Source organism: Cellvibrio sp. GW822-FHT04B05, assembly GCF_058800985.1.
The window spans coordinates 94625-118888 of record NZ_JBXAMU010000004.1 but is presented as its reverse complement, the minus strand read 5'-3'; the positions used below and the strand labels follow the sequence as shown (position 1 = coordinate 118888).

The following is a 24264-nucleotide window of genomic DNA, read 5'->3' as shown; positions in this document are numbered from 1 at the left end:
ATTATTTTGAGTGATTTTGTTGTGCAACTAAATTACCCAGTTTTTTCTCAAGCACATCCAGTGAAACAGGTTTGGTAAGGTGATCACTAAACCCTGCTGCCAGTGCTTTACGGATATCTTCACTTTGGCCGTACCCTGAAATAGCAACAATGATAATGTCTTTATTTCCTGCGCGAATTGTCTTTGCAACTTTGTAACCGTCGATGTCAGGCAAACCGATATCCAACAGAATTGCATCGAATTTTTGTGTCTCCAGAATAACCAATGCATCAGCCCCGCGATAAGTAACCGTGGTGTCGTGCCCTACTGTGTTCAACAGCATCGCCAGCGAATTGGTTGCATCCTCGTTATCATCGATTAACAGTAACTTTAATGGCGGCAGTATCGTGCTTGAATATTGCGTTATGTTTGATTCCTGGTGGGCCACAATCGGAATTCGAATTGAAAACGTTGCGCCTTTACCTAATCCCGGACTTTGTGCCGTAATAGTGCCGCCGTGCATTTGAAGGATAGTTTTCACCACCGACAATCCAATTCCCAATCCGCCTTGGCTGCGGTCGATTGAATTATCAACTTGTGTAAACAGATCGAATATTTTTTCCAGCATTTTCGCTTCTATACCAATACCGGTATCGGTAATATCGATAACGGCCTGATCAATATCCAGATACAAATGTATTTGTATTTTTCCGCCTTCTTCAGTGTATTTGGTTGCATTGACGATAAGATTGGTTAAGCTCTGGGCAATACGCGCGAAATCACCATTGATTAACAAAAATGTTTCATTGCAATCGTAAACAAGGCGGATTTTTTTATCCAATACACTGGCAGCGGTAGATTCAACTGCAAATTTAATTGCCTGGTCGAGCAATACCGGCCCCATTTGCAATTCCATTCGTCCTTGGGAAATTCGCGATACTTCCAACAAATCATCAATCAACCGGGTTAATTGCACGACCTGTCGTTTAATAAGATCGCCGAGAGAATGCGACATGGAACCGTATTGCGTTGTTTGGGTTAAGAGTTCACTGGCATTGCGAATAGGGGCAAGCGGATTGCGCAGTTCATGCGCAAGCATTGCCAGGAATTCATCTTTGCGGCGATCTTGTTCTTCAAGTGATCGCTGTAAAACAATGCGATCAGTAACGTCATAACCGTTGGCAAAAATTCCAGTCACTTTGCCTTCGCCATTGATTATTGGCTGCAACACAAAATCGAGAAAAAGATTTCGCTCAATATTATCGCTGTCCCTGAATGTTACCGGTGTGGCAAGACCGACGTGGGATTGGCCGCTAGCGTATATGTAGTCCAGCAACTCACCGAAACCTTGCTCGTATACTTCTGGTGCTACATCGCGTAGGGTTCGGTTAATCAACTCTTTTCGGCCGATCAAATCGTAGTAACGCGCATTTGCATATTCGTATACATGATCGCTGCCTTTGTATACGCACATAAAGGCGGGAGCGCTGGCAAAGAGTTCCCGCCAGCGCGCTTCTGATTCGCGATGTTGTTGTCGCTCGTGAATGTCATGTGTTGTTTCGAGGAGTATGACTAAAACGCCACCCACTTCATTGGGTGCAGTTTCATCGTAGATGGGATCGTAACTATAGGTCCAGTAGGCCTCTTCAAGTTGGCCATTGCGGGTGATGGGAATCAAATGGTTTTTATTCCAGATACTTCCTTCGCCGCGCATCACTTTATCGATTCCCGGAGCGATAGTCGTCCATATTTCTTCCCAGCAGCTTTTTCCTTTCTGGCCCAACGCGCTGGGGTGGCGCTCCAAGCCGATTGATGGGCGATATTGATCGTTGTAAAACTGGATTAAATCCGGTCCCCACCAAATGAACATCGGATGCCCTGATGACAGCATAAGTCTGATAGTCGTTTTAAGCCCTTGCGGCCACTGGGAGGGATTTCCCAGTGAGCTGTTATCCCAATCGTACTCACGAATGCGTTGCCCCATTTCCCCGCCACCGGATAAAAATTTTTGGGCATGCGCATTACTAGTCATGTATCAACCTTAAAAAACACTGGAGTTGAGGCTGTCGTTTGGATTGCTATATTTGGATTGCTGTAAACGAATCACCGCGAGAGTACTGATGTACATTTATAGCCTAAAAATATTTAAGCCCCAAGCGTGAGGTAATTATTCTTGTGGTGATTTCTACGTGAATAATCCCTGAGTATTGGTGTTAAACTTTTTGAAGTGTTATTGCAGGGGCGTTGGCATGTGATTGGTAAGTTACATATTTAACCAGAGCAGTTTTGGCTTATGCACAAAACCGGGGAGATGCGATTCGGACGAGGAATAGGAAAACAGTCAGTGCTGCTTGGCGAGATTAAATGTAGTTCCATCATTTTTAATAAGCCGTGAACCGTTTAACCGTCCGACTATTTGCGATTGGCTTATAAAACGATTTTGGTCATCGACGAATCCTACACAGGTACTGGTAGCGTATTCATACAAGCGGCCATCCAGAAAATAACCAATGGAGTTGCCATCTACTGTGTACACATCTAAACGTTCACCGGTCTTCATATCACATCCTCAACTAATTCAATTAGCAAGTCGGTTACCTACGACAAGTTTAAAGTAAGCACCACCAATTAAAACCCAAATCAGAATGGTTGCCCCTAAAGCAACATTAAACATTTCTTCCTGGTTCATCACTTCAAGCATCTTGATACTCCCATTTGCAAATACTTCCATAATTTTGAAATTAAGACATTTGTATTGAGCTAAATGTTTATTAAGGCGACTAAATTGCTGATTTTTCACACCTTAATCGACTGTCTTAATGATTTTGCATAGATCGCGCCAACTTTTACGATGTTTTCTCGCGATTACCGGTAAGAAGATCTTTTTGTTTAAAGGCTATATGGAAAATGCGGCGATATTATTTGTTTATTAACATATCTTTATAAAAACTATCAGTGGAGCATTTTCCTTCCAATGTCGCCGATGGCGGGCAAATCAGTAGGATTCGGCCTGATGACAGGAGCAATAGAGTATGTTTGGCATCGCACTGAACATTTAAAGGTATGAATCGATACTGTATCCCGAGAGGTTCTTTGGCATAAGTTATTTTATGACTCGTGATCGAAGAAACATAAATCCTTATTGCAATACTTTTTTGCGAAACGTTCCAGGAGGAATGCATGAAAAAACAACACATCACTGCCGAGGTTGCTTTGGTAAAAAAAGCAACATTAACCACATCAATGCGCTACAACCGTCTTGCACAAGCGATCGGTCTGGCTGCAGCTTTTACCAGTCCATTGGCATTTTCTCAAGCTGGCGAAACCGCTCCAGGCGGTTTTGATTTCCGTGCAGAGCCACCGCATTGGTATATCGGCGGAAACTATGGCCGTACAGCAGAGAGTGTCGACAACGGTGAAATCGCCAATACTATTATTGGTGGCGGCTTGACCTCTATTGATGAAGATGAGACAGATCGCGGCTACAAGTTGTTTGTCGGCTACCAATTCAATCAGTATTTTGCGTTGGAAGCTGGTTATGCCGACCTGGGTGATTTCACTTACGAAGTTGCTCGTGCTCCCGGCGCAGGCACATTGAATGCCGAGACCAACTACAAGGGTTATAACATTGATGTAGTAGGTACCTGGCCGTTGACTCCACGTTTGTCTGCGTTTGGTCGTGTGGGTGCATTCCGCTACGAGACAGAGCAAAATTTTGTTGGTACCCAAAGCTTGGCTGCAGCCTTGAGCCGTGACGATAAAGATACTGGCTATAAATTTGGTGCCGGTTTGGAATATTCATTCACTGAGCGTTTGTCAGCGCGTATCGAAACTGAACGTTATCGCATTGAAGACATGGTCGGTGATCATGGCAGCGTAAACCTTTACTCAGTCGGTTTGGTTTACCGTTTTGGTGATCGTCGTCCAGCGCCACCGCCACCAAAATTGCCAGACCCGGTTGTTGCACAGCAGGATTATTGCAGCAAGTTGGATATCCAATTTGAAATCAATCGCGCTGAAATTCCTCGTGCGGAATCCGAGCGATTGTATGCAGCAGGTGCTTTCCTGAAAAAATATCCGGATACCAAAGCAGTTATTAAAGGCTATACCGATAGCGTCGGTAGTGACCAATCGAATATTGCACTTTCCCAACGTCGTGCCGACAGTGTGCTGCAATATTTGGTAGGTCAACAGATTGATGCCTCGCGTATTTCAACAATTGCACGCGGTGAAGCAGATCCTGTAGCCCCTAATGATACTGACGCTGGTAAACGTCAGAACCGTCGAATTAATACTACTATCGACTGTGTGAAAGATGTTGCTGGTCTGTCATTGCCGGAAACTCGCATCACTGTCGCTGCGTTGGTTGAGTTCGATGCGAACAGTACAAAAGTAAATGAGCAGTACCATGCGGATTTGGAGAAAGCGGCAAATTACCTGCGCGATAATCCAAATGTAACTGCCCACGTGGAAGGTCATGCGGCTGATCTTACTTCTACTGCAAAAGCCCAACAAATATCCGAGCGCCGCGCTGCCAACGTGGTGGATTATCTGGTGGAAAAATTCGGTATTGATCGCTCGCGCCTGACAGCGGAAGGTTTTGGTAAAACCCGCCGTGTTGCTTACAACACCACTGAGGAAGGCAAGCAACAAAACCGTCGTGTAAATATCGTGCTGAGTTATCCACGATAATCCAGGTATTGATGGATCGACACCAATCACCGGCAGGGAGTGCCGGTGATTAGTTTAATAACAATCTTCTGCGCTTTTTTATTGCTACGCCCCTATATTTAATCCCCGATTTTTGCTTCCTTCTGATTAAGCTATTATCCTGTTTAGCTATTGTTACAGTTGATCTAAATAGGTGATGTATTGTGTTTAGCCTATATCTTTCTGAAAATAAACTTATCGGGAGTTATTTTTTGAAGCTGCAAGAAAATAAAAATTCAATTTCGCTCTACGCCAAAACAGGCACTGGCCCTATGGATCCCAATAATGTTGATGGGGCATTTGAAGGGTGGTATGTCGGTTATTTAAAAGACACCAATGGTAAAACAACTGTGGTATTTGCAATCTATATAGAGGCTGAAAGCTTTGCTGCGTTAAAAGATTATCGTAAAGAACTGACGTTGAAGCTATTGGCGGATTTGGGACTGTGGAGTAAATAGTGCTAAGACGTTATTTCTATATCGGAACCTGGTTTAGGAAATACTTTTAGGAGAGAGTTTTATGAAACCACGTATCACTGTAATTACACTAGGCGTTGATGATTTGGAAAAGGCTGTCGATTTTTACCAGCAAGGTCTTGGACTTCATACCGACGGTATTGTCGGCAAAGAATTTGAATATGGTGCGGTGGCCTTTTTTGAATTGCAGTCAGGTTTAAAGCTGGCAGTCTGGCCACGCAACAGTATTGCTCATGACACCGGTATTTCTGTATCACCATCAAGTTCAACAGAATTTACACTCGGCTATAACGTAATTTCAAAAGCGGAAGTTGATGCGGTAATGAAACAGGCTAAAGCTGCGGGCGCCACTATAATTAAGCCCGCTCAGGATACTTTCTGGGGCGGCTATTCCGGTTATTTCCAGGATTTGGATAAACACTTGTGGGAAGTTGTGTGGAATCCACAACTTCTGCCTGCGGATGAGTAGCAAACCGTTCAAACCTATGCTGCCATATCTCTTAATCTTTTCGCGGCAATCCCATGCCGTGCCATCACATCATTGATATCCATATCTACCATTTCACCTTGTTTCACTTTCCATTTGCCGCCGACCATTACAAAGTCGGCTTTGTGGGCGCCGCATAAAATTAATGCGGCGAGTGGGTCACCGTAGCCGGAGAAGCGGGCTTCATTTAGGTTGAATAATGCGAGGTCAGCTTGTTGGCCGATGGCGAATTCGCCGAGCTCGGGGCGGTGTAATAATGTTGCGCTGCCGGTGGTGGCGAGTTGCAGTGCATCGAGATGGGTGAAATTCGCGGAGCCGTAGCGCAATTTTTGTAGCAGCACGGCTTGACGAACTTCCTGGATCATATTGGAGCTGTCATTGGATGCGGAGCCATCGACACCCAATCCGACCGGTGCGCCCGCCTTTTGTAAATCCCGTGTGTGACACATGCCCGAGGCGAGCAGCATGTTAGAGGTAGGGCAGTGGCACACGCCGACGCAGGCGCGGCCGAGGCGCGCTATTTCTTCATCGTTAAAATGAATGCCGTGTGCGAGCCAGACGCGGTTGTTCAACCAACCTACATCATCCAGATAATCCACCGGGCGCATACCAAATTGTTTCAGGCAGAAATTGTTTTCATCTTCGGTTTCTCCGAGATGGGTATGCAGCAATACATTTTTTTGTTGCGCGAGCACTGCCGTTGCGCGCATTAAATCCGGTGTGACGGAAAAGGGTGAGCAGGGCGCTAGCGCGATTTGGCAAAACGAATCTGCGCTGGTGTCGTGATAGCGATTAATTAATCGTTCGCTTTCACTCAGGATTTTTTCATCACTTTCTACTACCGAATCAGGTGGTAACCCACCTTTGGATTGACCGAGGCTCATGGAGCCGCGCGTTAAGGTGACGCGATTGCCGATAGTTTTTGCAGCGGCGACTTGTGCATCAATCGCGTGCGGCATAATACTGCTGAATACGTAATGGTGATCGGCGGCAGCGGTACAACCGGACAGCAATAATTCGCTCAGTGCTAATTGGGTTGAAGCGAAAATCGCCTCGTCATTTAAGTTCGACCACACGGGGTAGAGTGCTTGCAGCCAGGGAAATAATTCCTTGTTGAGTGCACCCGGTAGTGCGCGCGTAAGCGTTTGGTAAAAATGATGATGGCAATTAATCAAGCCTGGAATAAGTATGTGGCTAGAGGCATCAAAACTGCTTTGGTATTCACTGGTGGGTGTTTGGCCGGCGGTAACCAGTTCAATAATTTTGTTGCCCTGAATCACCAGGCCATTACTGGCATCCTGTGCATTTCCGGTACAGCAGGCGAGGGGATTTTTAATCCAGATGGCAGTGCTGCTCGCACTGTCCGATGAAAGAATTGTCATGCGTGTTAATCACTTGGTTGGTATTGCGTTTTAATTTGCTGTGGCCGGTGGTTTTAGTCCGCAGCCTTTTAAAATCATCTGGCTTAAAAAATCGGAAATATCTTTGATCATGTCGGGCTCATATTCAGCGCGATTCATGACGGTTAATATTTTTACATCGAAATCTGCGTAGTGTTGCGTCGATGACCAGATCAGGAAAATCAAATGCATGGGGTCAACTTTATCCATGCGACCCAGCTCAATCCACTGTTCAATAATCTGCGCTTTGCGACGGACAAATTGGCGCATCTCGGTGCGGATGTAGCCTTTTAAATGCGGAGCGCCCTGAATCATTTCCATCGCATAGAGTTTGGATGCCCGTGGATGGGTGTAGGACAGTTCGACTTTTTTGCGGATAAATAAATCCAGCACTACGGCAGGATCATCATCGACGGTGATTTCACCGAGCAGGTCATTCCACAGGGTAATAATGTTATCGAGCACTGCGACGTACAAATTGGTTTTGCTTTTAAAATAGTAATGCACATTGGCTTTGGGAATGCCTGCGCGATCGGCGATATTCTGGATGCTCGCACCGCGAAAACCATTGTGGACAAATTCTTCTTCCGCTGCGTTGATAATATTGGTGAGATTGCGGTCGCGGATTTTCCCCGGTTTGTATTTCCCCGTGGGCGTTTCAGTCGGATTAAAATCCGGTGCTGCTTCTGCTTTTTTCGTCACCATATTTTTCACCGCCGGGCTTTTATTGGTTGATCGGGTAGTGCCGGTTTTTTTTGCGGTATTGGATGTCGTTTTGTTTGCGGTTTTCCCCGCTGGATTTTTTGCTACTGCAGTGGCTGTTGCAGTGTCGGCGATTGGTGTTTTTACAGCTGTGGTCTTAGTTGCCATTGTTATTGTTTCTCGCTTGTATTGTACGGCCGCATGCATTCAATGTGATGCCTGTTCCTTGATGTTGCGGCCGTGTTGTCAGTGCTATTAGGGGATGTTAGCGGGGGATGGTCCCGTCAATACCTTTTACGTACCAATTTTGTTGATGTAATTCTTCGTCGCTCAGGGTTTTGCCTTCCGCAACTTTCAATGTGCCTGCCTGATCATAAACAGGGCCTTGGTAGACAGCGCGTTTGCCTGAAACCAGTTCCATTTTATACGCATCTACTTTGGCGACAACCTCTTTTGGCACTATCGGATTGATCGGCGAGAGCGCAACCACATTTTCTTTCAGGCCATGCCAAATCGCTTCCGGTTTCCAGGTGCCCGCCAATACCGCTTTGATTTTTGCGCTATAGATGCTCTCCCAATGTTGGGTAGATGACGTCAAATGGGTTTTCGGGCCGTAGGCGCTCATATCGGAATTAAAACCAACAGAATAAATACCCTTGGCTTCTGCTGCTTGAATGACCGCGGCGGAATCGGTGTGCATGGTAAGGACATCAACACCTTGCAACACCAAACTCTCCGCGGCTTCACGCTCTTTGGCAGGATCGTGCCAGGTGTTGACCCACACCACTTTCATTTTGATATTCGGGTTCATCGCTTGCGCGCCGAGCATAAAGGAGTTGATGCCGCGAATCACTTCCGGGATCGGGAAGGCGCCGACATAACCGATCACTTCTTTTTTACTCATCGCACCGGCGACCATGCCGGCGAGGTAGCGACCTTCGTAATCGCGCGCTTGATAATTGCCGACGTTGGCGGCGGTTTTATAACCGGTCGCGTGTTCGAATTTTACTTTAGGAAACATTTTCGCCACTTTGATAGTGGGATTCATATAGCCGAACGAGGTGGTGAAAATTAAATCGTAGCCGCGCGATGCCATATTGCGGATTACCCGCTCGGCATCTGCACCTTCGGCCACGCTTTCCACAAAGGTGGTTTCGATTTTATCGCCCAATTCTTTTTGCACAATTTTGCGCGCTTCGTCGTGTTGGTAAGTCCAACCGGCATCGCCAATCGGGCTGACGTAAACAAAGCCGACTTTTAACGGCGCGGCAAAAACACTGGCGCTCATGCTGAGCAGCGAGGCGGCGGCTACACCCATCAAGCGATGCAGATTTTTTTTGTTAACGATGTTGGATATAAACAAAGCCATGATGTTTCCTCTCGGTAGAAATTGGTTTTACGCAAATTTGCTTTTGTGGTTCGTAGTTTATTTCGGCGGATGATAGGGCTGGCCGAGTGAGCGCGGCGCAAACAAGCCCTGGTTTTTCTGGCGATACATCATCATCACCAGCACTAGAATCGTGACGACATAAGGCAGCATCGCGAGCAGGTTGGGCGAAATTTCGTAGCCGTAACCTTGCAACAGCAAATGCAAAATACTGGCGAAGCCAAACAGCCAGGCACCGAGCAAAATCCGCTCGGTGCGCCAACTGGCAAATACCACCAGCGCCAATGCGATCCAACCGCGACCGGCAGCAATACCTTCCGACCACATGGGTGTGTAGGCGAGCGATAAATAGGCGCCGGCCAGGCCCGCCATCGCACCGCCGAACATCACCGCGCAGTAGCGCACTCGCATGACTTTGTAACCCAGCGCGTGGGCGACATCGGGGTTTTCGCCCACGGCGCGAATAATTAATCCCAAACGGGTGTAGCGCATCACTACAAATACGGCGGCAAATAAAATAAAGGAGAGATAGACGAGGGAATCCTGCGCAAACAATGCTTTGCCGATCAGCGGAATATCGCTCAATAACGGAATTGCCACCGGCGCAAAACCGTTCACGGTTTGTCCCACATAAGCGGCGCCGAGGAAGGCACTCAGGCCGGTGCCGAAAATGGTGAGTGCCAAGCCGGTCGCGACCTGGTTGGAAATTAACGTGAGCGCGATAAACGCAAACACCAGCGAAACCATCACGCCCGCGAGCGCAGCGGCGAGTACGCCGAGGCCGAGGTTGCCCCCCGCGTAAGCAGCGATAAATCCGCAGGCGGCACCCACCAGAATCATGCCTTCCTGACCGAGGTTCAGTACGCCGGCGCGCTCTGACATCATCGCGCCCAGCGCCACCAACAGCAGCGGCGTGCCGGTACGCACCATGGCGAAGAGAATATTTTCAATCAAACTACTATCTATAAAACTAATGTCCATAAAACTGACCTAATGTGCGGCATCAACAGTGGAGACGAGTGGGCTTTTGGGTTGCGAGCGTGGCGCTCCTTTTGGTCCCGGTATTAGCCGATAGCTGATAAGCAGGTCGCAGGCGAGCAGGTAAAACAACAGCATTCCCTGGAATAATCCGGTAATGGATTTCGGCAAGCCCTGATCTATCTGCGCCATCTCACCGCCGAGGTAAGTAAGCCCTAACAAGCAACTGGCAAGCAGGATGCCGAGCGGATGCATGCGTCCCATAAATACCACGATGATGGCGGCGTAACCGTAGCCGAGCGACAGGGTGGGAATCAGTTGGCCAACGGGGCCGTTGATCTCGGAAATAGCTGCTATTCCTGCCATGGCGCCGCTAAATAACAGCAGCAACCAGATCAGGCTTTTACCCTTGAATCCGGCAAAGCGCGCGGCGTTGTGGTTCTCGCCCATCACCCGCAATTGAAAGCCGAGCAGGGTGCGGGTGAGCACTACCCAAATGACAACCAGCATAAACAGCGCGATAAACAGTGCGATGCTCACGCGGTAATCTTCAAACAGCACCGGCAATAAGGTCTGGCTGGCAAAGAGTGCCGACTCGGGGAAGTTGAGCCCGTCCGGATCTTTAAGCGGGCCGTGCACTGCCCACAGCAGCAGATTTACCGCGATGTAATTGAGCATGATGGTGGTGAGGATTTCGTTGGCGTTGAAGCGCGTCAGTAACAGCGCGGCAATGCCTGCCCAGGCGAGACCGGCAAAAGCGCCGCTGGCGATAATCGTCGGCAGTACCCAGAAGCCTTCACTATCGGCCAATTGCAAGGTCACGGCACCGCCGATCAACGCGCCGAAAACGAATTGCCCTTCCGCGCCTATGTTCCAGATTTTGGCTTTGAAGCAGAGCGTCAAACCAATCGCGCAGAGCAATAAAGGTGTGACTTTTACCGCGAGTTCGGAGAGGCCGTAAAGATCGCTGACCGGTGCGATAAAAAAGGTGTAGAGGCTGGCGAGCGGTGGTCGCCCCAGCAATGCAAACAACAGCGCGCCGGAAATAAGCGTGAGTAAAAGCGCGAGCAACGGCGACAAATACACCATCGCGCGTGAGTCGTGCAGGCGTTTCTCAATGTGCATGGGCCACCTCTGCAGCGTTTGTAGTCAGGCTGCTGCCAAATTCGCCGGTCATCCATTGGCCAAGTTGGCCTAACGGAACATCTGCTTTTGGCAGCAGCGGTGATAAGCGCCCACCGCACAATGCCCCCAGGCGATCAGCCAATAAATACAGTTCATCCAGATCTTCGCTGATCACCAAAATCGCCGCGCCCTGGTCGCGCAATGTAATCAGCTCCTGATGGATCAAATTGGCTGCGCCGACATCAACGCCCCAGGTGGGATGAAAGCACACCAGCACTTTCGGGTTTTGCAGAATCTCGCGGCCGATAATAAATTTTTGCAGGTTGCCGCCGGACAGGCTTTTGGCGCTGGCCTCGACGCCGGTCGCTTTGACTTTAAAGCGCGCGATAATCTCAGTTGCGCGCGCGCGGATCTCCGGCCAATTGAGCCAACCGAATTTGCCGGTTTGGTTGATGTAGCTGGTGAGCAGATTGTTTTCAGTAAGGCTCATATTGCCGAGTGCGCCGCGCCCGATGCGATCGGCCGGCACAACCGCCAAGCCCAAATTGCGTCGCTGCTGAACGCCGGTCGCGCCTATATCTTTGCCATGAAAAATCAGGGTGCCGCTGTCGCTGCCGAGTTCGCCGTTAATCAAATCCACCAATTCGTCTTGCCCATTACCCGCAACACCGGCAAGGCCGAGGATTTCGCCCGCGTGTAATTTCAATTCAATATCTTGCAGGTTGATCGCAAATGCATCGCGTGGTTTGACGTTGATATGGTCGAGTGACAACAGGCATTCACCGGCCTTGCCTGCCGGCATTGATTCTTGCAATTCCAATTCATCGCCGAGCATCAAACGCGCCATTTGGCCGGGGCTGGTTTCGCTCGGAATACAGGTGCCGGTTACCTTGCCGCCGCGCAGTATGGTGGCCTTGTCGCAGAGTGCATTTACTTCGTGCAATTTGTGCGAGATAAACAAAATGCTGCACCCTTTGCGTGCAAGTTTTTTTAGCACTTCAATTAGCTGTGCAACTTCAGGTGGCGTGAGTACGGCAGTGGGTTCATCGAGAATTAACAGTTGGATGTCTTGCAACAGGCAGCGAATAATTTCCACGCGCTGCTGCTCACCGACCGAAAGGCTGTGTACGAGGCGGTCAGGATTTATCGCGAGGCCGTATTCATCGCCTACCGCAATAATGCGCTCGCGCAATCGCTCCAGCGTGCCGTACTCCGCCGGGGTTAAATAAAGCGCGATGTTTTCGGTTACGGTCAGGGTTTCAAATAACGAGAAGTGTTGGAACACCATGCCCATGCCGAGCTGCCGGGCATGCGCCGGGCCGTTGATGCTGACCTCTTTATCGTTCCACTGCATTTGCCCGGCATCGGGTTTGACCACGCCATAAATCATTTTCATCAAGGTGCTTTTACCTGCGCCGTTTTCGCCCAGCAACGCATGGATTTCGCCGGGCGCCACCTGCAGGCTCACCGCATCGTTGGCGATGCAACCGGGATAAACCTTGGTTAGGGAAAGCAGTTCAAGGCGCATTGCCTTCTTTTCTGACATACACCGTCGCTCTTATAAAATTCAGGTTCTTCGCGTAAACCTGACTAACCGGACAAAAAGATATTCTGGCTTGAGCAATTTGTATGCCATTGCCCATGCAAACACTGCTTGGGCAAAAAACTGATAAAAAATTGTCTATTTGGCCAGACTTTTGCTTTGACGGTATCAGTGAAAAGCTGTTTGCCGAAATCAGCTATAACCAATAGAGGCTATTAGTGGGCATTTTGGAGGAAAGCCTGTGCAGCTGCAGCAGAATACCCTCTGATCGTTGAAGCTGGAGTTTTCGCTTTAAAAAACCTGCCTATATGGATGGTTTTTTAAAAAAGTGGGTGCCTGATGCATCTTTGGTGGGCAATGGTGATGAATCTGCCAGCAATCGCAGCAGAATCCTGTCTGGCAGCAACATCCTGCTGGCAACCGGATCAAAAGCTCGATTAGCAATTTCCCAGTGAACATTGCACGCGCGTCTGGCGGCAGGTGGAACTGACTTGATGCTGGATGTGACCAGGCAATACAAAAAACTGCCGCCGTTGATTGACCTCAACCGCATTGCCAGTCTCAACGCGGACGAGCATGTGAGCATCGGAAAGCAGCTGAAATCTTGTGTGAATAGCGGTGCCGTATGTTAAGTATTGGATTAAAAAATGACGTTAAGCGAATTTAATCAACTGCCTTCTGCCGATGCCATAGCGGCACTGTACGGTTGCTGCCATTGCCGATCCTGGGCAAAACACCTTGCCGAACGACGCCCATTTTCCAGCCTGGAAAAACTGCTGACAACTGCCAACTGCTTTTGGAATGGTGTAGATGAGCCGGAAATGCTTGAAGCATTTTCCGGCCATGCGCGCATTGGTGATATTGAGTTGTTGCGCTCGCGTTATGCCGGTCGTGCAACCCGGGAGCAAGGGCAGGTATTGCAGGCAAGCGAAGAAGTGATTCAGTCGTTATATCGCCTCAATAAAGAATATGAAGAGCAAAACGGATTTATCTTTATTGTGTGTGCCAGCGGAAAATCGGCTGACGATATGTTGCGCTTGTTACAAGCGAGGATAAATAACCCGCGCGCCCAGGAATTACAAAATGGCGCGCGCGAACACGGCGAAATTACCCGCCTCAGAATTGCAAAACTAATTGATGCCCACTGACAGGCTACGGAAAAATTCAATGAAACGAGCAGCGATTACCACCCATATTTTAAATCTTGATAACGGCAAGCCGGCGGCCAATGTGCACGTAGCTTTACTTTATTCCGATGCCGGAGTGCCAGTTGCCCGCGCGCTGACAGATACGGATGGCCGCATCATGCAGTGGGATAATGAATTTGAATTGCGTGAAGGCAGTTACCAATTGCACTTCGCTATCGGTGACTGGTATGCGCAACAGGGGCGAAGCAGTTTTTATCCCGAAGTGAAAATTAATTTTCAGATCGTGAATTTGCATGAGCACTACCATGTTCCGCTACTGCTAAATGCCCATGGTTATTCCACTTATCGTGGCAGCTAACTGCAATTAAGTCACAGTCAGTTAAGTAGTCAAAGACAAATGTATTTTTATCGATTCTGTTTTATTGAGTGTTAAGGCTGGTTATGAGTCCTTCCGGTGTGAGCGTATTCCGCGCGCGAATTTTACATTTTACTGATGTGCCCAATCCGCTCACGGGTACTGGTGTTGAATATTTTCCCGATGGCGTGCTTTTAGTCGAGCATGGCCTTGTCAAAGCTGTAGGCAGTGCGGAAGATATGGCGCGGCAAGGATTGGATTTATTACAGTGTCGGCATTTTCCCGAACATCTGTTGATGCCGGGGTTTATCGATAGCCATATCCACTATCCGCAAACCAGTGTAATTGCTTCCTATGGTGAACAATTATTGGATTGGCTCAATAATTTTACCTTTCCTACCGAACTGCAATTTTCCGATCCTGATTTTGCCGCCGTTGCTGCGCAAGAGTTTCTGAAATTCCTGCTGCAAAATGGCACCACGAGTGCGATGGTTTACACCACTGTGTTTGCCCAATCTACCCATGCTTTTTTTTCCGCTGCCGAAAAAATGAACCTGCGTATGATCGCCGGTAAAGTCATGATGGATCGCAATGCCCCCGCCGGATTATTGGATACGCCGGAAAGCAGCGATGTGGATTGTCGTGAATTGATTGAGACCTGGCACAACACCAAGCGCATGCATTACGCTTTGACTCCACGGTTTGCACCAACCAGTTCACCGGCACAATTGGCAGTTACCGGGAAATTGTATCGCGATTACCCCGGCCTTTATTTACAAACCCATCTCTCCGAAAACAAGCAGGAAATTGCGTGGATAAAAACACTTTATCCCGCTGCGCGCGATTATCTCGATGTTTACGATCATTACGGATTGCTTGGGCCGCGCAGTGTATTTGGCCACGGCATTCATTTAAGCGATAACGAAGTTGCCCGTTTGGCACAGACACAATCGGGCATTGCTTTTTGCCCGACATCCAATTTATTTCTCGGTAGCGGCCTGCTGGATATGGCGCGCTTGGAGGGCGCCGGCATTCCTGTAAGCCTCGCTACTGATGTCGGTGGTGGTACCAGCTTTTCGCAATTACGCACCCTTGCCGAGGCCTACAAAGTATTACAACTACAAGGGCAAAATTTGCATCCGTTAAAAGGGTTTTATATGGCCACATTGGGTAATGCACGTGCGCTGCAATTGGATAATTGCATTGGCAATTTTGCGAAGGGCAAAGAAGCGGATTTTATTCTTATCAACCTGGGTGCAACCCCATTACAAGCGCTGCGTCAAGCAACTGCAAAAGAATTGCAGGAAGAATTGTTTGCCTTGATGACCTTGGGAGATGAACAAAATATCGCTCGCACTTACATCATGGGCAAGCTGGTATTCCGCCGCGCCGATAATGCGAAAGGAGAGCTGGTATGGGTGGATTAGTGTTTGATGGCGTGTTGTTGGAGTGGCTCAATCTCGCTTTTCGCTGGTTTCATGTTGTCGCCGCTATCGCGTGGATTGGTGCATCATTTTATTTTATCTGGTTGGATTTAAGTTTGCGCGAACCGCCGCAATGGAAAGCAGATAAAGGCATAAAGGGCGATTTGTGGGCAATCCACGGTGGCGGTATTTATGAGGTGGGTAAATACCATCTGCGTCCGCAAGACATGCCGCAAAAATTGCACTGGTTCAAATGGGAGGCCTACAGCACCTGGTTAAGCGGTACCGGGTTATTAATTTTAATGTACTACCTGCAAGCGCAAACCTATTTGGTGGGACATAACACCTGGATACAATCTCCCGGTTGGGCAGTCTTGGCGAGCATCGCTTTTATTTTCGGTGGTCAACTGATATATGAATTGTTATTGCGTACACTGCTGGTAAAGCACGGTTTACTTATCGCTGCCGCGTTATTAGTCGTTATTGCATTCGCCAGTTATTTTGCGCATCAATTATTTTCGCCACGTGCTGCTTATCTGCATGTAGGCGCAATGATTGCGACCTGGATGGCCGGTAATGTGTTTTGGGGTATTATGCCGGCACAGCGAAAATTTATTGCTGCAGTAAGCGCGAACGAACCGCCAGATACGAATGCCATGGCGTTTGCAAAACTGCGTTCAACACACAACAACTATTTAACCCTGCCGGTTATTTTTTGCATGATCAGCAACCACTATTCATTTTTGTATGGCCATGCGTATTCATGGTTGGCATTACTGGCAATTGGCTTGTGTCTGGTCTGGGGGCGTCACTTCTTCAATCTAAAGCATCTTGGTGTGGTAAGGCCGGGGATCCTATTCAGCAGTTTTGCAGGCTTTGTGCTTATTGCCATTCTGATGTCTGTTTCTGCTCCTGGTAAATCAGTTGCGGCAATTAAGGTTGATCCTGCTTCAGCCGCGGCACACGTAGATGATGAAGCAAAAATTACCCAATTGATTCAAGTTCACTGTGCGAATTGTCATTCTATCGTCCCGACCCAAACCGGCTTTACTGCCGCACCCGCCGGATTACTGATCGATTCCACTGCACACCTTAAAGCGCAGAAGGTGCGTGCACTGCCTGCATTGCAATCAGGCTATATGCCGCTTGGAAACTTCCATCACATGACCGATGTTGAGCGCAAGGCCCTGATTGATTGGCTCAATATGCAATAACTTTTTTGTAAGAAATTTTAAGGCGGAAAAATATGGCTGCTTATGTCATCGTCGATATAGAAGTACACCATTCGGACAACTATAAAACCTATCTCGCGCAAATTACTCCCACGGTTTTTGCTTGTGGTGGGCGCTACCTTGTGCGTGGTGCACAAGCGCAGGTTATTAGCGGTGATTGGCAACCCAAACGTTTAGTGGTAATGGAGTTCCCTGATATTATTGTCGCCAACCATTGGGCAACTTGTACCGAGTATGCACCTATACATGCGCTACGTAACGCCAATGCCAGTGCGAATATGATTATTGTCGAAGGAAGTGTGGATTTTGTTGGTTAGACGATTTAATTTCTAAAAATTAAATCGCAGCATGATATTTATATAGACTTTTAGCGTATCAACGGATTGCTATTATGAAATGGGATTATTGTGTATTGAATTGTGTCTCATTTAAGGCTAAAAAACGTCTGTATGTATGATGCCTAGCATTTCCTTGCGCTGAAGATTGTTATTATTCTGGTTCTGCATTAATCCGAACAGGGTTACCAACATGAATATATCAATCGCATCCAGGACATTAATTTTTGTCAGTGTACTTTTAATTTTAACGGGTTGTGGCGGTGGAGGCGGCGGTTCAGATACACCGGCAAGTCGCTCATCAGCGCCAACCAGTGTGACGCAAAGTAGCTTATCCAATAGCAGTATCACGTCTTCAGCTCCCTCGTCTTCCACTGCATCGACAGTTGTGCTCCCCGCGCCGCAAAATGTTACGGTCACGCCTGCCAATGGTTCGGTAACCTTGAGCTGGAATCCGGTGAGCGGTGCGACGGGTTACAACATTTATTTTGCCTCTGAAGCCAATATTATTACTGCAAATATCGCCAGCTTCGATGACGGCACCCGGATACAAAATGCCACATCGCCCCACGTGATTAATTCATTGCGCAATAACGATACTTATTATTTTGTCGTGACCGCCTTCAACGACAATGGTGAAAGTATTGCAAGCACAGAAGTGATTGGGATTCCTGCGGCGATCGATCTTGCACGGCAACCGACTGCGCAGGAAGTGCTGGTAGTGGAGTTAATTAACCGCGCACGTAAAAATCCGGAGGCTGAGGCTGCACGCTATGGTATAGGGTTGAATGACGGTATTACCGGTACACCGATTACCGTCACACCTAAACAGCCACTCGCACACAATTTATTGCTGATTGATGCCGCGCGTAAACATTCACAGTGGATGTTGGATGTGGATATTTTTTCGCATACGGGCGTTAACAACAGCACGCCGACCGAGCGTATGGCGGCGGCGGGTTATGTATTCTCCGGCAGTTGGACCAGTGGTGAAAATATTGCTTGGGGCGGTACAACGGCATCGTCGATCAACCTCACTAATTATGCGTTGAGCCATCACGAAGGTTTATTTAAATCACCAGGGCATCGTGTCAATATTCTGGGCGCTAATTTCCGTGAGCTGGGTGTCGGGCAAAAGCAGGGATATTTTTTATCGAACGGCACTAACTATTTATCTTCAATGCTAACCGAAAATTTTGCCCGTTCGGGTTCCAGCTATTATTTGACCGGTGTCGTGTATAACGATGCAAACAATAACGGCTTCTACGATGTAGGCGAAGGATTAAATGGAATTAATATCAGTTTCAACGGCAAGTCCTACCCTGTATATACTACGGGTGCCTATTCAATTCCGGTAAGCAATGGCACTTATAACCTTGCGATCACAGGGGCTTCACTCGGCTCTGCGGTTTATCATACGGTACAAATTAATAATGCCAATACCAAGCTGGATGTTATTAAATCAGGTAATACGTTTGAGGTTATTACATGGTGATAGTTGTGTTGCTGCAATAGGTCATTGACTGCTCGCAACCGGATAGTGGTATTTATGCCAGTGCCGCGCAATTTCATCGCGACGACAAATCCATATATCCTGATGCCGCAAAATATATTGGATAAATCGTTCCAGCGATTGAATGCGACCGGGGCGGCCGATAATGCGGCAGTGCAAGCCAATGTTCAGCATCTTGGGCGCAATTTCGCCTTCGGCATAGAGTGCGTCAAAACTATCTTTAAGATAAATAAAAAATTGGTCGCCGCAATTAAAACCTTGTGGTGCCGCAAAACGCATATCGTTAGTGTCGAGGGTGTAGGGAATAATTAAATGCGGTTTGCCATTAGTAAGCATGGGATAATCCTGCGTCCAATAAGGCAAATCATCGGCGTAAGAATCGGAATCATATAAAAATCCGCCTTGCTCCAATACCAATGCGCGGGTGTTCGGGCTATCACGTCCTGTGTACCAACCGAGCGGCCGCGAACCGGTAACCTGTGTGTGGATTTCTATTGCGGTGCGAATATGTTCGCGCTCGACTGCCTCCGGCATACCTTGGTGATCGATCCAGCGATAGCCGTGGCTCGCAATTTCCCAATTGGATTCGAGCATCGCAGCTACTGCGGCGGGATTGCGCTTCAGTGCCATAGCCACACCGTACACAGTGACCGGTAAATGGTATTTATTGAATAATCGATGTAAGCGCCAGAAACCCGAACGGCTACCGTATTCATAGAGCGATTCCATACTCATATGTCGCGCTTCAAATGCGCGTGCACCAATTATTTCCGATAAAAAAGTTTCCGATGCGGCATCACCATGTAATACACAATTCTCGCCACCCTCTTCATAATTCATTACAAATTGCACAGCAATACGCGCACCGCCCGGCCAATTGGCGTTGGGCGGATTGGAACCGTAGCCAATTAAGTCACGGGGATAAGAATCGCGTGGGTAACGGGAATTGTCGCTATCGCTCATGGGAGTACCGCTCAAAGAAAGGAGCCTGATAAAACTGTAATTAATAGCTGGAGTTTGTCAAAGGCTTATCAAATTCTGTGCCATTGTTCAGGCTTAACATCTGCCGCGCTATTGCGATAAAAGCCGCAATATTAACGGGCAAAAATGAAATGCTTGCACCAGATTAAAACAAATCCCGTCCATTTGGACAGGATATTATTTGTGCGTATCCAGCAGTGGCGCGGAATCTTGCGACTGGTATTACTATTGCATCTTCCCTTGCTGTCTTGCTTCTCCCTCTCTATCTATTGTATTGCCTTCCAGAGATTTTATTTATGCTTTTTTCAACCTTGCTTTCCGCTGGGCGCGGAGCCGCGCTTGCTGCTTTTTTTTCCTTGGGTTCACTGAGTGTGGGTGCTGCCGCTGCAACGCCCAATGATTGGTTTGAGGAATTTAAAAAAACCGCCAGCGATACCGAGTTGTATACCTTTTTATATGCAATGCCCAAAGGCGGCGATTTGCATAATCACATCAGCGGTGCGGTAATGTCCGGGTGGTGGTACGACCTGGCGCTGGCGCAAAACAACTATGGCTATCGTTTTTATACCAAAGTACGCATTAATAATTGTCGCGATTTTGGCAACAACGAATTTGCCCGTCGTCCTTATTTAATGTTGTTTAACAATTTGATGGAATCGACTTACAACCAATTACCGGAATGTGAGAAGGCGGAATATAAACGCCTTGAAGATCTGGATGAAAAAGAAAAAGCGGGTTGGCTTAACAGCGTGACCTTGAACCACGACCATGAAGGACGGGAGGAGTTTTTCCAAACTCACTGGCAACGCCTGGATCAATTGCTTTACAGCCCTTACCTGATTGCCGAAATTTTGTATAAAAATATGGCAGCATTCGGTGATGAAGGGATGATTTATCTGGAGACCATGCTGGAGGCGGGTGGTTATTTCAAACCGGACGGCACAGCAATTAGTGAAGATGATGCGATAGTGATTTTTCGCAAACGCCTTGCGCAAGCCGATGCTAAAGCAACCGGTGTGACAGTGCGTTTCCAGGAATCAATTTTGCGTTTTGTTCCCGGTGCAGAAGATCAATTGCGGGCTTCCTTCGCTGTAGTATCCCGCCATCGCGATTTGTATGTAGCAGTCAATATGGTGGGGCGTGAGGATAATGATAAAGGTTATCCATTGCGCTTTACTAAAACCCTGCGCGAGCTGCGCCAAAAATATAATAATGTGCGCTTGTCCGTGCATGCAGGTGAAGTGGATGAGCCCAATCATCACATCCGCGATACCTTGATGCTCGGCGCTGATCGCATCGGCCATGGTGTTAATTTAATTACCGATCAGCAATTGCTGCGCGAAATGCGTCATGGACCCTACCTGGTTGAAATCAATTTAATTTCCAACTTATTGCTCGAATATGTCAGCGAGTATTCGCAGCATCCTTTCCCTGAATATCTGCGTTTGGGAATTCCGGTCGCGCTCTCTACTGATGACCGCGGCATGTGGGATTCCAACTTGACCGATGAATTTTTTGTCGCTGTGAAAGAATTTAATTTGTCATGGGATGAATTAAAACTGCTGAGTAGGAATTCATTGCAATACAGTTTTGTTGAAGATGATGTGAAAGCAAGCTTATTAAAAACCTATAACGCGCGTATTCAAAAATTTCAGGATTCGTTTGCGAAAAATGGTATCGATAGCTTGAAAAAAACCAAACCTGTTTCTTACGGCTTCACCTGTAAGCGCTATTCATTGTGCAATTTTAAATAAGCGGGCGGGGTGCGACATATTGGTTCAAGTGTGCGTGCATGGCGCATTATTTTGCATCAAGAATGGCGCGCCTCCTCCCTTATTTCAAGCCACTCAAGTCCTTATTTTTTCAATTTGTAATCATTTGAACTGAATTTTAAATTAAATAACTAATTGAAAAAGAAGGAAATTAATATATTTATATCAAAAATATAACCAATTAGACAGGAAATGGCATGGCGCTTGCAATTTCCGGGGCAGCTGTCCTGATACCTATTATTAGACACCCTTGGAGTGCACTTGCTATGACCGTACACAATTGCTTTACCCGAAATAAACTTGCATTGGTAATTAGCTTCGCGTGTTCAGTGCTGGTGCCGTCGGCGCTGGCAGCTGAAGAAACTGCGAGCACTACGAAGAACGCCGCTGGCGTTGAAGAAATGCTGGTAACTGCGGACAAAATGGGCTTGATGACTAAAGTCGGTAAATCTGCTTTTGGTTTTAATAAAACTATCGAAGAAACGCCGCGCAGCCTCAGTACTGTTAGCTCTGAAATGATGGAGAGCTACAACATTAGCGATATTGATGACCTGGTATTGGTTTCTCCCGGTGCATTCACCCAATCATTTTTTGGTGTTGCCGGCTCGCTCGATGTGCGTGGTACTCCGGGTGAAGTTTATTTCCGTGGTATGCGCCGTGTGAATAACCCCGGTAACTACCCAACTCCGATTGGTGCATCGGATCGTATCGATATTGTACGTGGCCCGGCATCACCTATTTACGGTCCATCAAAAATCGGCGGTTACCTCAATTTCGAACCCAAGTCAGCGCGCGCTGAATCAGGCCAGTATCTCAATAAAGCAGAAGGACAATTTTCTCTAACTCGCGGTAGCTGGGATAAGAATATTGTTACCGCTGAAGTGGGTGGCCCAGCAAAAATCGGTGAAAAAGATCTTGGTTTCTACGTTTATGCTGAAACCGAAAATTCCGGCAGCTATTACGAAAACTCAGCTACCGACCAAAATATTTTGCAAGCTGCTTTCAATATGGAATTGTCACCGTCAACACGTATTGAATTCGGTGGTATGTACCATGAATTTGATGGTAACCAGGTTGCCGGCTGGAACCGTTTGACGCAAGACTTGATTGACCACGGCACCTACATCACCGGTTCGCCAACTTCAATTGATACCAACGGCGATGGTGCTAACTCGCCTGACGAATTTGATGCGTGGATTGGAACTCAAACCAGCAACTTCTTTGTTCCAGGCGCGGCTGCTACTGATGCAGATATGAACCCGGCATGGGCGCTACAAAATGTAGGTACCACAAAATTAGATGGCAGCCAGACACTGGTTGCACCTGATGACAAATTGGTTACTACGGTTACCACCTTGTATTTTGATGCAATTCACGATGTTTCAGATATATTCACTATCACCAATAAAATGTTTTACGAAAGCTTGGAAAACATTAACGAAAATGCCTACGGCTTTTCCCAGTTCGTAGATAGTTACGCTGTTGAAGATCAAGTGATTTTTGCATTCGAGGCGCAGCATGCAGATTGGTTGAAAGCTAACTACCAGGTATCACCGAGTATCCGTTACACCAATTTTAAACAAGGCGATGATTTTGATTATGAAGTTTATGATCGTCGCGATTTGAGCAAGCCGTCATCCGGTTTGGATAAAAAACTGCTCGCAACCCGCACCGATTCTGATTATTCAAACTACCTGGTGGGTGAATACACTGATTATGGTCTGGGTGTTTTGGCTGACTTTACCATCGCTGAAAATATCGGTTTGTTATTGGGTGGCCGCTACGACGTTATCGATATGGAATCCACTTCGGTCGGTAGTAAACTTCATAATCAGGCACCTGACTTTACTGCGAAAGATACTGATGAAGGTGGCTCATGGACCGCAAGTTTGTCTTATAAAACCCCTATAGGTTTTATCCCTTATGTAACTCGCTCAACCCAGTCCACCATTATCATGGGTCAAGGTTCTGAAATTTCTCCAGGTCTTATACAGAATGCGGACGGTACAAAAGCAGGCAATGCAATTGCTGATTCCGATTTGAAAGAGGCAGGTGTCAAGGGCAACTTCTTTGATAACCGCTTGTATTTCTCGGCTGCGTACTTTAACCAAACCCGTACTAATTTCAGTGCGCAAGATCAGGTGAGTAACAGCACCACAGAGAGTGAAGGTTACGAGTTGGAAGGTCGCTTGTTGATCACTGAAGACTTCACTGTCACTGCGGCATTGACGCATTTGGAAATCACTAACCTGACTGCTTTGAACGGCGGCACGCAATTTGGTTTCCTCGGTGCGGGTGATTTGCCAAATGTTTCAGATCCATCGCTATATTATGGTTATGTAATGAAAGGCCTGACCCTGGTGGGTAATGAAGAAGATGCTAAAAAATCGGGTATCCCGGAAAACATGGTGAGTGTGACTGGTGCATACAACTTTGGTGATGGTTATACCTTCACGGCCAGTGCTGTTCATGCTGATTCGACTTACTCCGGTTTTTCCAAAGCAATTAAATTGCCATCTTACACCTTGTTTAACGCTGGTATTTCCTACAATACCGACACTTGGGGTGTCAGCTTGCAAGGTAAAAACCTGACGAACGAGCGCTACTTCCGGGCGAACTTCCCGGATTTGTTTGGTAGCACAATTGTTCTTCCGGAATTGCCGCGCAGCTTTGTCGGTAAGGTGACCTTCAAGTTCTAGGATTGTTGCGATCCGGTT

21 protein-coding genes are annotated in these 24264 nt (G+C 47.5%); 11 read left to right on the top strand and 10 right to left on the bottom strand.

Annotation, left to right across the window (positions count from 1 at the left end; all coding sequences use genetic code 11):
* Nucleotide 1: 1 nt before the first annotated feature.
* From AC1RJL_RS13740 to AC1RJL_RS13730, 3 genes are all read right to left on the bottom strand, one after another.
* Nucleotides 2-2011 carry a hybrid sensor histidine kinase/response regulator gene (locus AC1RJL_RS13740; RefSeq protein ID WP_492914958.1) on the bottom strand — a complete coding sequence of 670 codons (2010 nt, stop codon included), beginning with the start codon at nucleotides 2009-2011 and terminating at the stop codon, nucleotides 2-4.
* A 309-nt stretch (nucleotides 2012-2320) separates the two neighbouring features.
* A complete protein-coding gene (locus AC1RJL_RS13735) occupies nucleotides 2321-2539 on the bottom strand; it encodes a hypothetical protein (protein WP_492914957.1) in 219 nt (72 codons plus the stop codon).
* A gap of 18 nt (nucleotides 2540-2557) precedes the next feature.
* The gene (locus AC1RJL_RS13730) at nucleotides 2558-2779 is read right to left on the bottom strand and encodes a hypothetical protein (protein ID WP_492914955.1); all 222 of its coding nucleotides are present in this window, start codon (nucleotides 2777-2779) and stop codon (nucleotides 2558-2560) included.
* 380 nt (nucleotides 2780-3159) lie between these two features.
* On the opposite strand from AC1RJL_RS13730, the gene AC1RJL_RS13725 reads away from it, so the two are divergent.
* From AC1RJL_RS13725 to AC1RJL_RS13715, 3 genes are all read left to right on the top strand, one after another.
* On the top strand, nucleotides 3160-4671 hold the full coding sequence (locus AC1RJL_RS13725; protein ID WP_492914953.1) for an OmpA family protein: 1512 nt from the start codon (nucleotides 3160-3162) through the stop codon (nucleotides 4669-4671).
* Between the two features lie 230 nt (nucleotides 4672-4901).
* Nucleotides 4902-5147, top strand: coding sequence for a penicillin-binding transpeptidase domain-containing protein (locus tag AC1RJL_RS13720; RefSeq protein ID WP_492914951.1), 246 nt, complete (start codon nucleotides 4902-4904; stop codon nucleotides 5145-5147).
* 61 nt (nucleotides 5148-5208) lie between these two features.
* Nucleotides 5209-5634: a VOC family protein gene (locus tag AC1RJL_RS13715; protein WP_492914950.1), complete on the top strand. Its 426-nt coding sequence runs from the start codon at nucleotides 5209-5211 to the stop codon at nucleotides 5632-5634.
* 14 nt (nucleotides 5635-5648) lie between these two features.
* Here AC1RJL_RS13715 and AC1RJL_RS13710 read toward each other — a convergent pair whose 3' ends face one another.
* The 6 genes from AC1RJL_RS13710 to AC1RJL_RS13685 form a co-directional block, all read right to left on the bottom strand.
* Nucleotides 5649-7034, bottom strand: coding sequence for an 8-oxoguanine deaminase (locus tag AC1RJL_RS13710; RefSeq protein WP_492914948.1), 1386 nt, complete (start codon nucleotides 7032-7034; stop codon nucleotides 5649-5651).
* A gap of 30 nt (nucleotides 7035-7064) precedes the next feature.
* Complete coding sequence (locus tag AC1RJL_RS13705) at nucleotides 7065-7922, bottom strand: TetR/AcrR family transcriptional regulator (protein ID WP_492914946.1); 858 nt, start codon at nucleotides 7920-7922, stop codon at nucleotides 7065-7067.
* A gap of 97 nt (nucleotides 7923-8019) precedes the next feature.
* A complete protein-coding gene (locus tag AC1RJL_RS13700; protein ID WP_492914944.1) occupies nucleotides 8020-9123 on the bottom strand; it encodes a BMP family ABC transporter substrate-binding protein in 1104 nt (367 codons plus the stop codon).
* 57 nt (nucleotides 9124-9180) lie between these two features.
* A complete protein-coding gene (locus AC1RJL_RS13695) occupies nucleotides 9181-10122 on the bottom strand; it encodes an ABC transporter permease (protein ID WP_492914942.1) in 942 nt (313 codons plus the stop codon).
* Between the two features lie 9 nt (nucleotides 10123-10131).
* The gene (locus AC1RJL_RS13690) at nucleotides 10132-11244 is read right to left on the bottom strand and encodes an ABC transporter permease (protein ID WP_492914939.1); all 1113 of its coding nucleotides are present in this window, start codon (nucleotides 11242-11244) and stop codon (nucleotides 10132-10134) included.
* Nucleotides 11234-12790 (bottom strand): ABC transporter ATP-binding protein, encoded by a 1557-nt coding sequence (locus tag AC1RJL_RS13685; protein ID WP_492914937.1) that lies wholly within the window; start codon nucleotides 12788-12790, stop codon nucleotides 11234-11236. The genes AC1RJL_RS13690 and AC1RJL_RS13685 overlap by 11 nt, the downstream gene beginning before the upstream one ends.
* 644 nt (nucleotides 12791-13434) lie before the next feature.
* Here AC1RJL_RS13685 and uraD point away from each other — a divergent pair.
* From uraD to AC1RJL_RS13655, 6 genes are all read left to right on the top strand, one after another.
* Nucleotides 13435-13935, top strand: coding sequence for a 2-oxo-4-hydroxy-4-carboxy-5-ureidoimidazoline decarboxylase (gene uraD, locus AC1RJL_RS13680; protein ID WP_492914935.1), 501 nt, complete (start codon nucleotides 13435-13437; stop codon nucleotides 13933-13935).
* Nucleotides 13936-13954: 19 nt separating this feature from the next.
* Nucleotides 13955-14293, top strand: a complete 339-nt coding sequence (gene uraH, locus AC1RJL_RS13675) for a hydroxyisourate hydrolase (protein WP_492914933.1) — start codon at nucleotides 13955-13957, stop codon at nucleotides 14291-14293.
* 83 nt (nucleotides 14294-14376) lie between these two features.
* Complete coding sequence (gene guaD, locus AC1RJL_RS13670; RefSeq protein ID WP_492914931.1) at nucleotides 14377-15717, top strand: guanine deaminase; 1341 nt, start codon at nucleotides 14377-14379, stop codon at nucleotides 15715-15717.
* Nucleotides 15705-16928 carry a urate hydroxylase PuuD gene (locus AC1RJL_RS13665; protein ID WP_492914929.1) on the top strand — a complete coding sequence of 408 codons (1224 nt, stop codon included), beginning with the start codon at nucleotides 15705-15707 and terminating at the stop codon, nucleotides 16926-16928. Before guaD ends, AC1RJL_RS13665 begins: the two co-directional genes overlap by 13 nt.
* 32 nt (nucleotides 16929-16960) lie before the next feature.
* Complete coding sequence (locus AC1RJL_RS13660; protein WP_492914928.1) at nucleotides 16961-17263, top strand: DUF1330 domain-containing protein; 303 nt, start codon at nucleotides 16961-16963, stop codon at nucleotides 17261-17263.
* 211 nt (nucleotides 17264-17474) lie between these two features.
* A complete protein-coding gene (locus AC1RJL_RS13655) occupies nucleotides 17475-18776 on the top strand; it encodes a fibronectin type III domain-containing protein (RefSeq protein ID WP_492914926.1) in 1302 nt (433 codons plus the stop codon).
* 21 nt (nucleotides 18777-18797) lie between these two features.
* On the opposite strand, the gene puuE is transcribed toward AC1RJL_RS13655, so the two are convergent.
* Complete coding sequence (gene puuE / locus AC1RJL_RS13650; protein ID WP_492914924.1) at nucleotides 18798-19757, bottom strand: allantoinase PuuE; 960 nt, start codon at nucleotides 19755-19757, stop codon at nucleotides 18798-18800.
* Nucleotides 19758-20071: 314 nt separating this feature from the next.
* Here puuE and AC1RJL_RS13645 point away from each other — a divergent pair, with 314 nt between their 5' ends.
* Nucleotides 20072-21529, top strand: coding sequence for an adenosine deaminase family protein (locus AC1RJL_RS13645; protein ID WP_492914921.1), 1458 nt, complete (start codon nucleotides 20072-20074; stop codon nucleotides 21527-21529).
* A gap of 284 nt (nucleotides 21530-21813) precedes the next feature.
* Nucleotides 21814-24246 (top strand): TonB-dependent siderophore receptor, encoded by a 2433-nt coding sequence (locus tag AC1RJL_RS13640; RefSeq protein WP_492914919.1) that lies wholly within the window; start codon nucleotides 21814-21816, stop codon nucleotides 24244-24246.
* The last annotated feature ends 18 nt before the right edge of the window (nucleotides 24247-24264 follow it).

Bases quoted from the DNA above. Each gene is read 5' to 3' on its own strand.
- AC1RJL_RS13740 (WP_492914958.1), bottom strand. From the start codon at position 2,011: ATGACTAGTAATGCGCATGCCCAAAAATTTTTATCCGGTGGCGGGGAA.
- AC1RJL_RS13735 (WP_492914957.1), bottom strand. From the start codon at position 2,539: ATGAAGACCGGTGAACGTTTAGATGTGTACACAGTAGATGGCAACTCC.
- AC1RJL_RS13725 (WP_492914953.1), top strand. From the start codon at position 3,160: ATGAAAAAACAACACATCACTGCCGAGGTTGCTTTGGTAAAAAAAGCA.
- AC1RJL_RS13715 (WP_492914950.1), top strand. From the start codon at position 5,209: ATGAAACCACGTATCACTGTAATTACACTAGGCGTTGATGATTTGGAA.
- AC1RJL_RS13710 (WP_492914948.1), bottom strand. From the start codon at position 7,034: ATGACAATTCTTTCATCGGACAGTGCGAGCAGCACTGCCATCTGGATT.
- AC1RJL_RS13705 (WP_492914946.1), bottom strand. From the start codon at position 7,922: ATGGCAACTAAGACCACAGCTGTAAAAACACCAATCGCCGACACTGCA.
- AC1RJL_RS13700 (WP_492914944.1), bottom strand. From the start codon at position 9,123: ATGGCTTTGTTTATATCCAACATCGTTAACAAAAAAAATCTGCATCGC.
- AC1RJL_RS13695 (WP_492914942.1), bottom strand. From the start codon at position 10,122: ATGGACATTAGTTTTATAGATAGTAGTTTGATTGAAAATATTCTCTTC.
- AC1RJL_RS13690 (WP_492914939.1), bottom strand. From the start codon at position 11,244: ATGCACATTGAGAAACGCCTGCACGACTCACGCGCGATGGTGTATTTG.
- AC1RJL_RS13685 (WP_492914937.1), bottom strand. From the start codon at position 12,790: ATGTCAGAAAAGAAGGCAATGCGCCTTGAACTGCTTTCCCTAACCAAG.
- uraD (WP_492914935.1), top strand. From the start codon at position 13,435: ATGACGTTAAGCGAATTTAATCAACTGCCTTCTGCCGATGCCATAGCG.
- uraH (WP_492914933.1), top strand. From the start codon at position 13,955: ATGAAACGAGCAGCGATTACCACCCATATTTTAAATCTTGATAACGGC.
- guaD (WP_492914931.1), top strand. From the start codon at position 14,377: ATGAGTCCTTCCGGTGTGAGCGTATTCCGCGCGCGAATTTTACATTTT.
- AC1RJL_RS13665 (WP_492914929.1), top strand. From the start codon at position 15,705: ATGGGTGGATTAGTGTTTGATGGCGTGTTGTTGGAGTGGCTCAATCTC.
- AC1RJL_RS13660 (WP_492914928.1), top strand. From the start codon at position 16,961: ATGGCTGCTTATGTCATCGTCGATATAGAAGTACACCATTCGGACAAC.
- AC1RJL_RS13655 (WP_492914926.1), top strand. From the start codon at position 17,475: ATGAATATATCAATCGCATCCAGGACATTAATTTTTGTCAGTGTACTT.
- puuE (WP_492914924.1), bottom strand. From the start codon at position 19,757: ATGAGCGATAGCGACAATTCCCGTTACCCACGCGATTCTTATCCCCGT.
- AC1RJL_RS13645 (WP_492914921.1), top strand. From the start codon at position 20,072: ATGCTTTTTTCAACCTTGCTTTCCGCTGGGCGCGGAGCCGCGCTTGCT.
- AC1RJL_RS13640 (WP_492914919.1), top strand. From the start codon at position 21,814: ATGACCGTACACAATTGCTTTACCCGAAATAAACTTGCATTGGTAATT.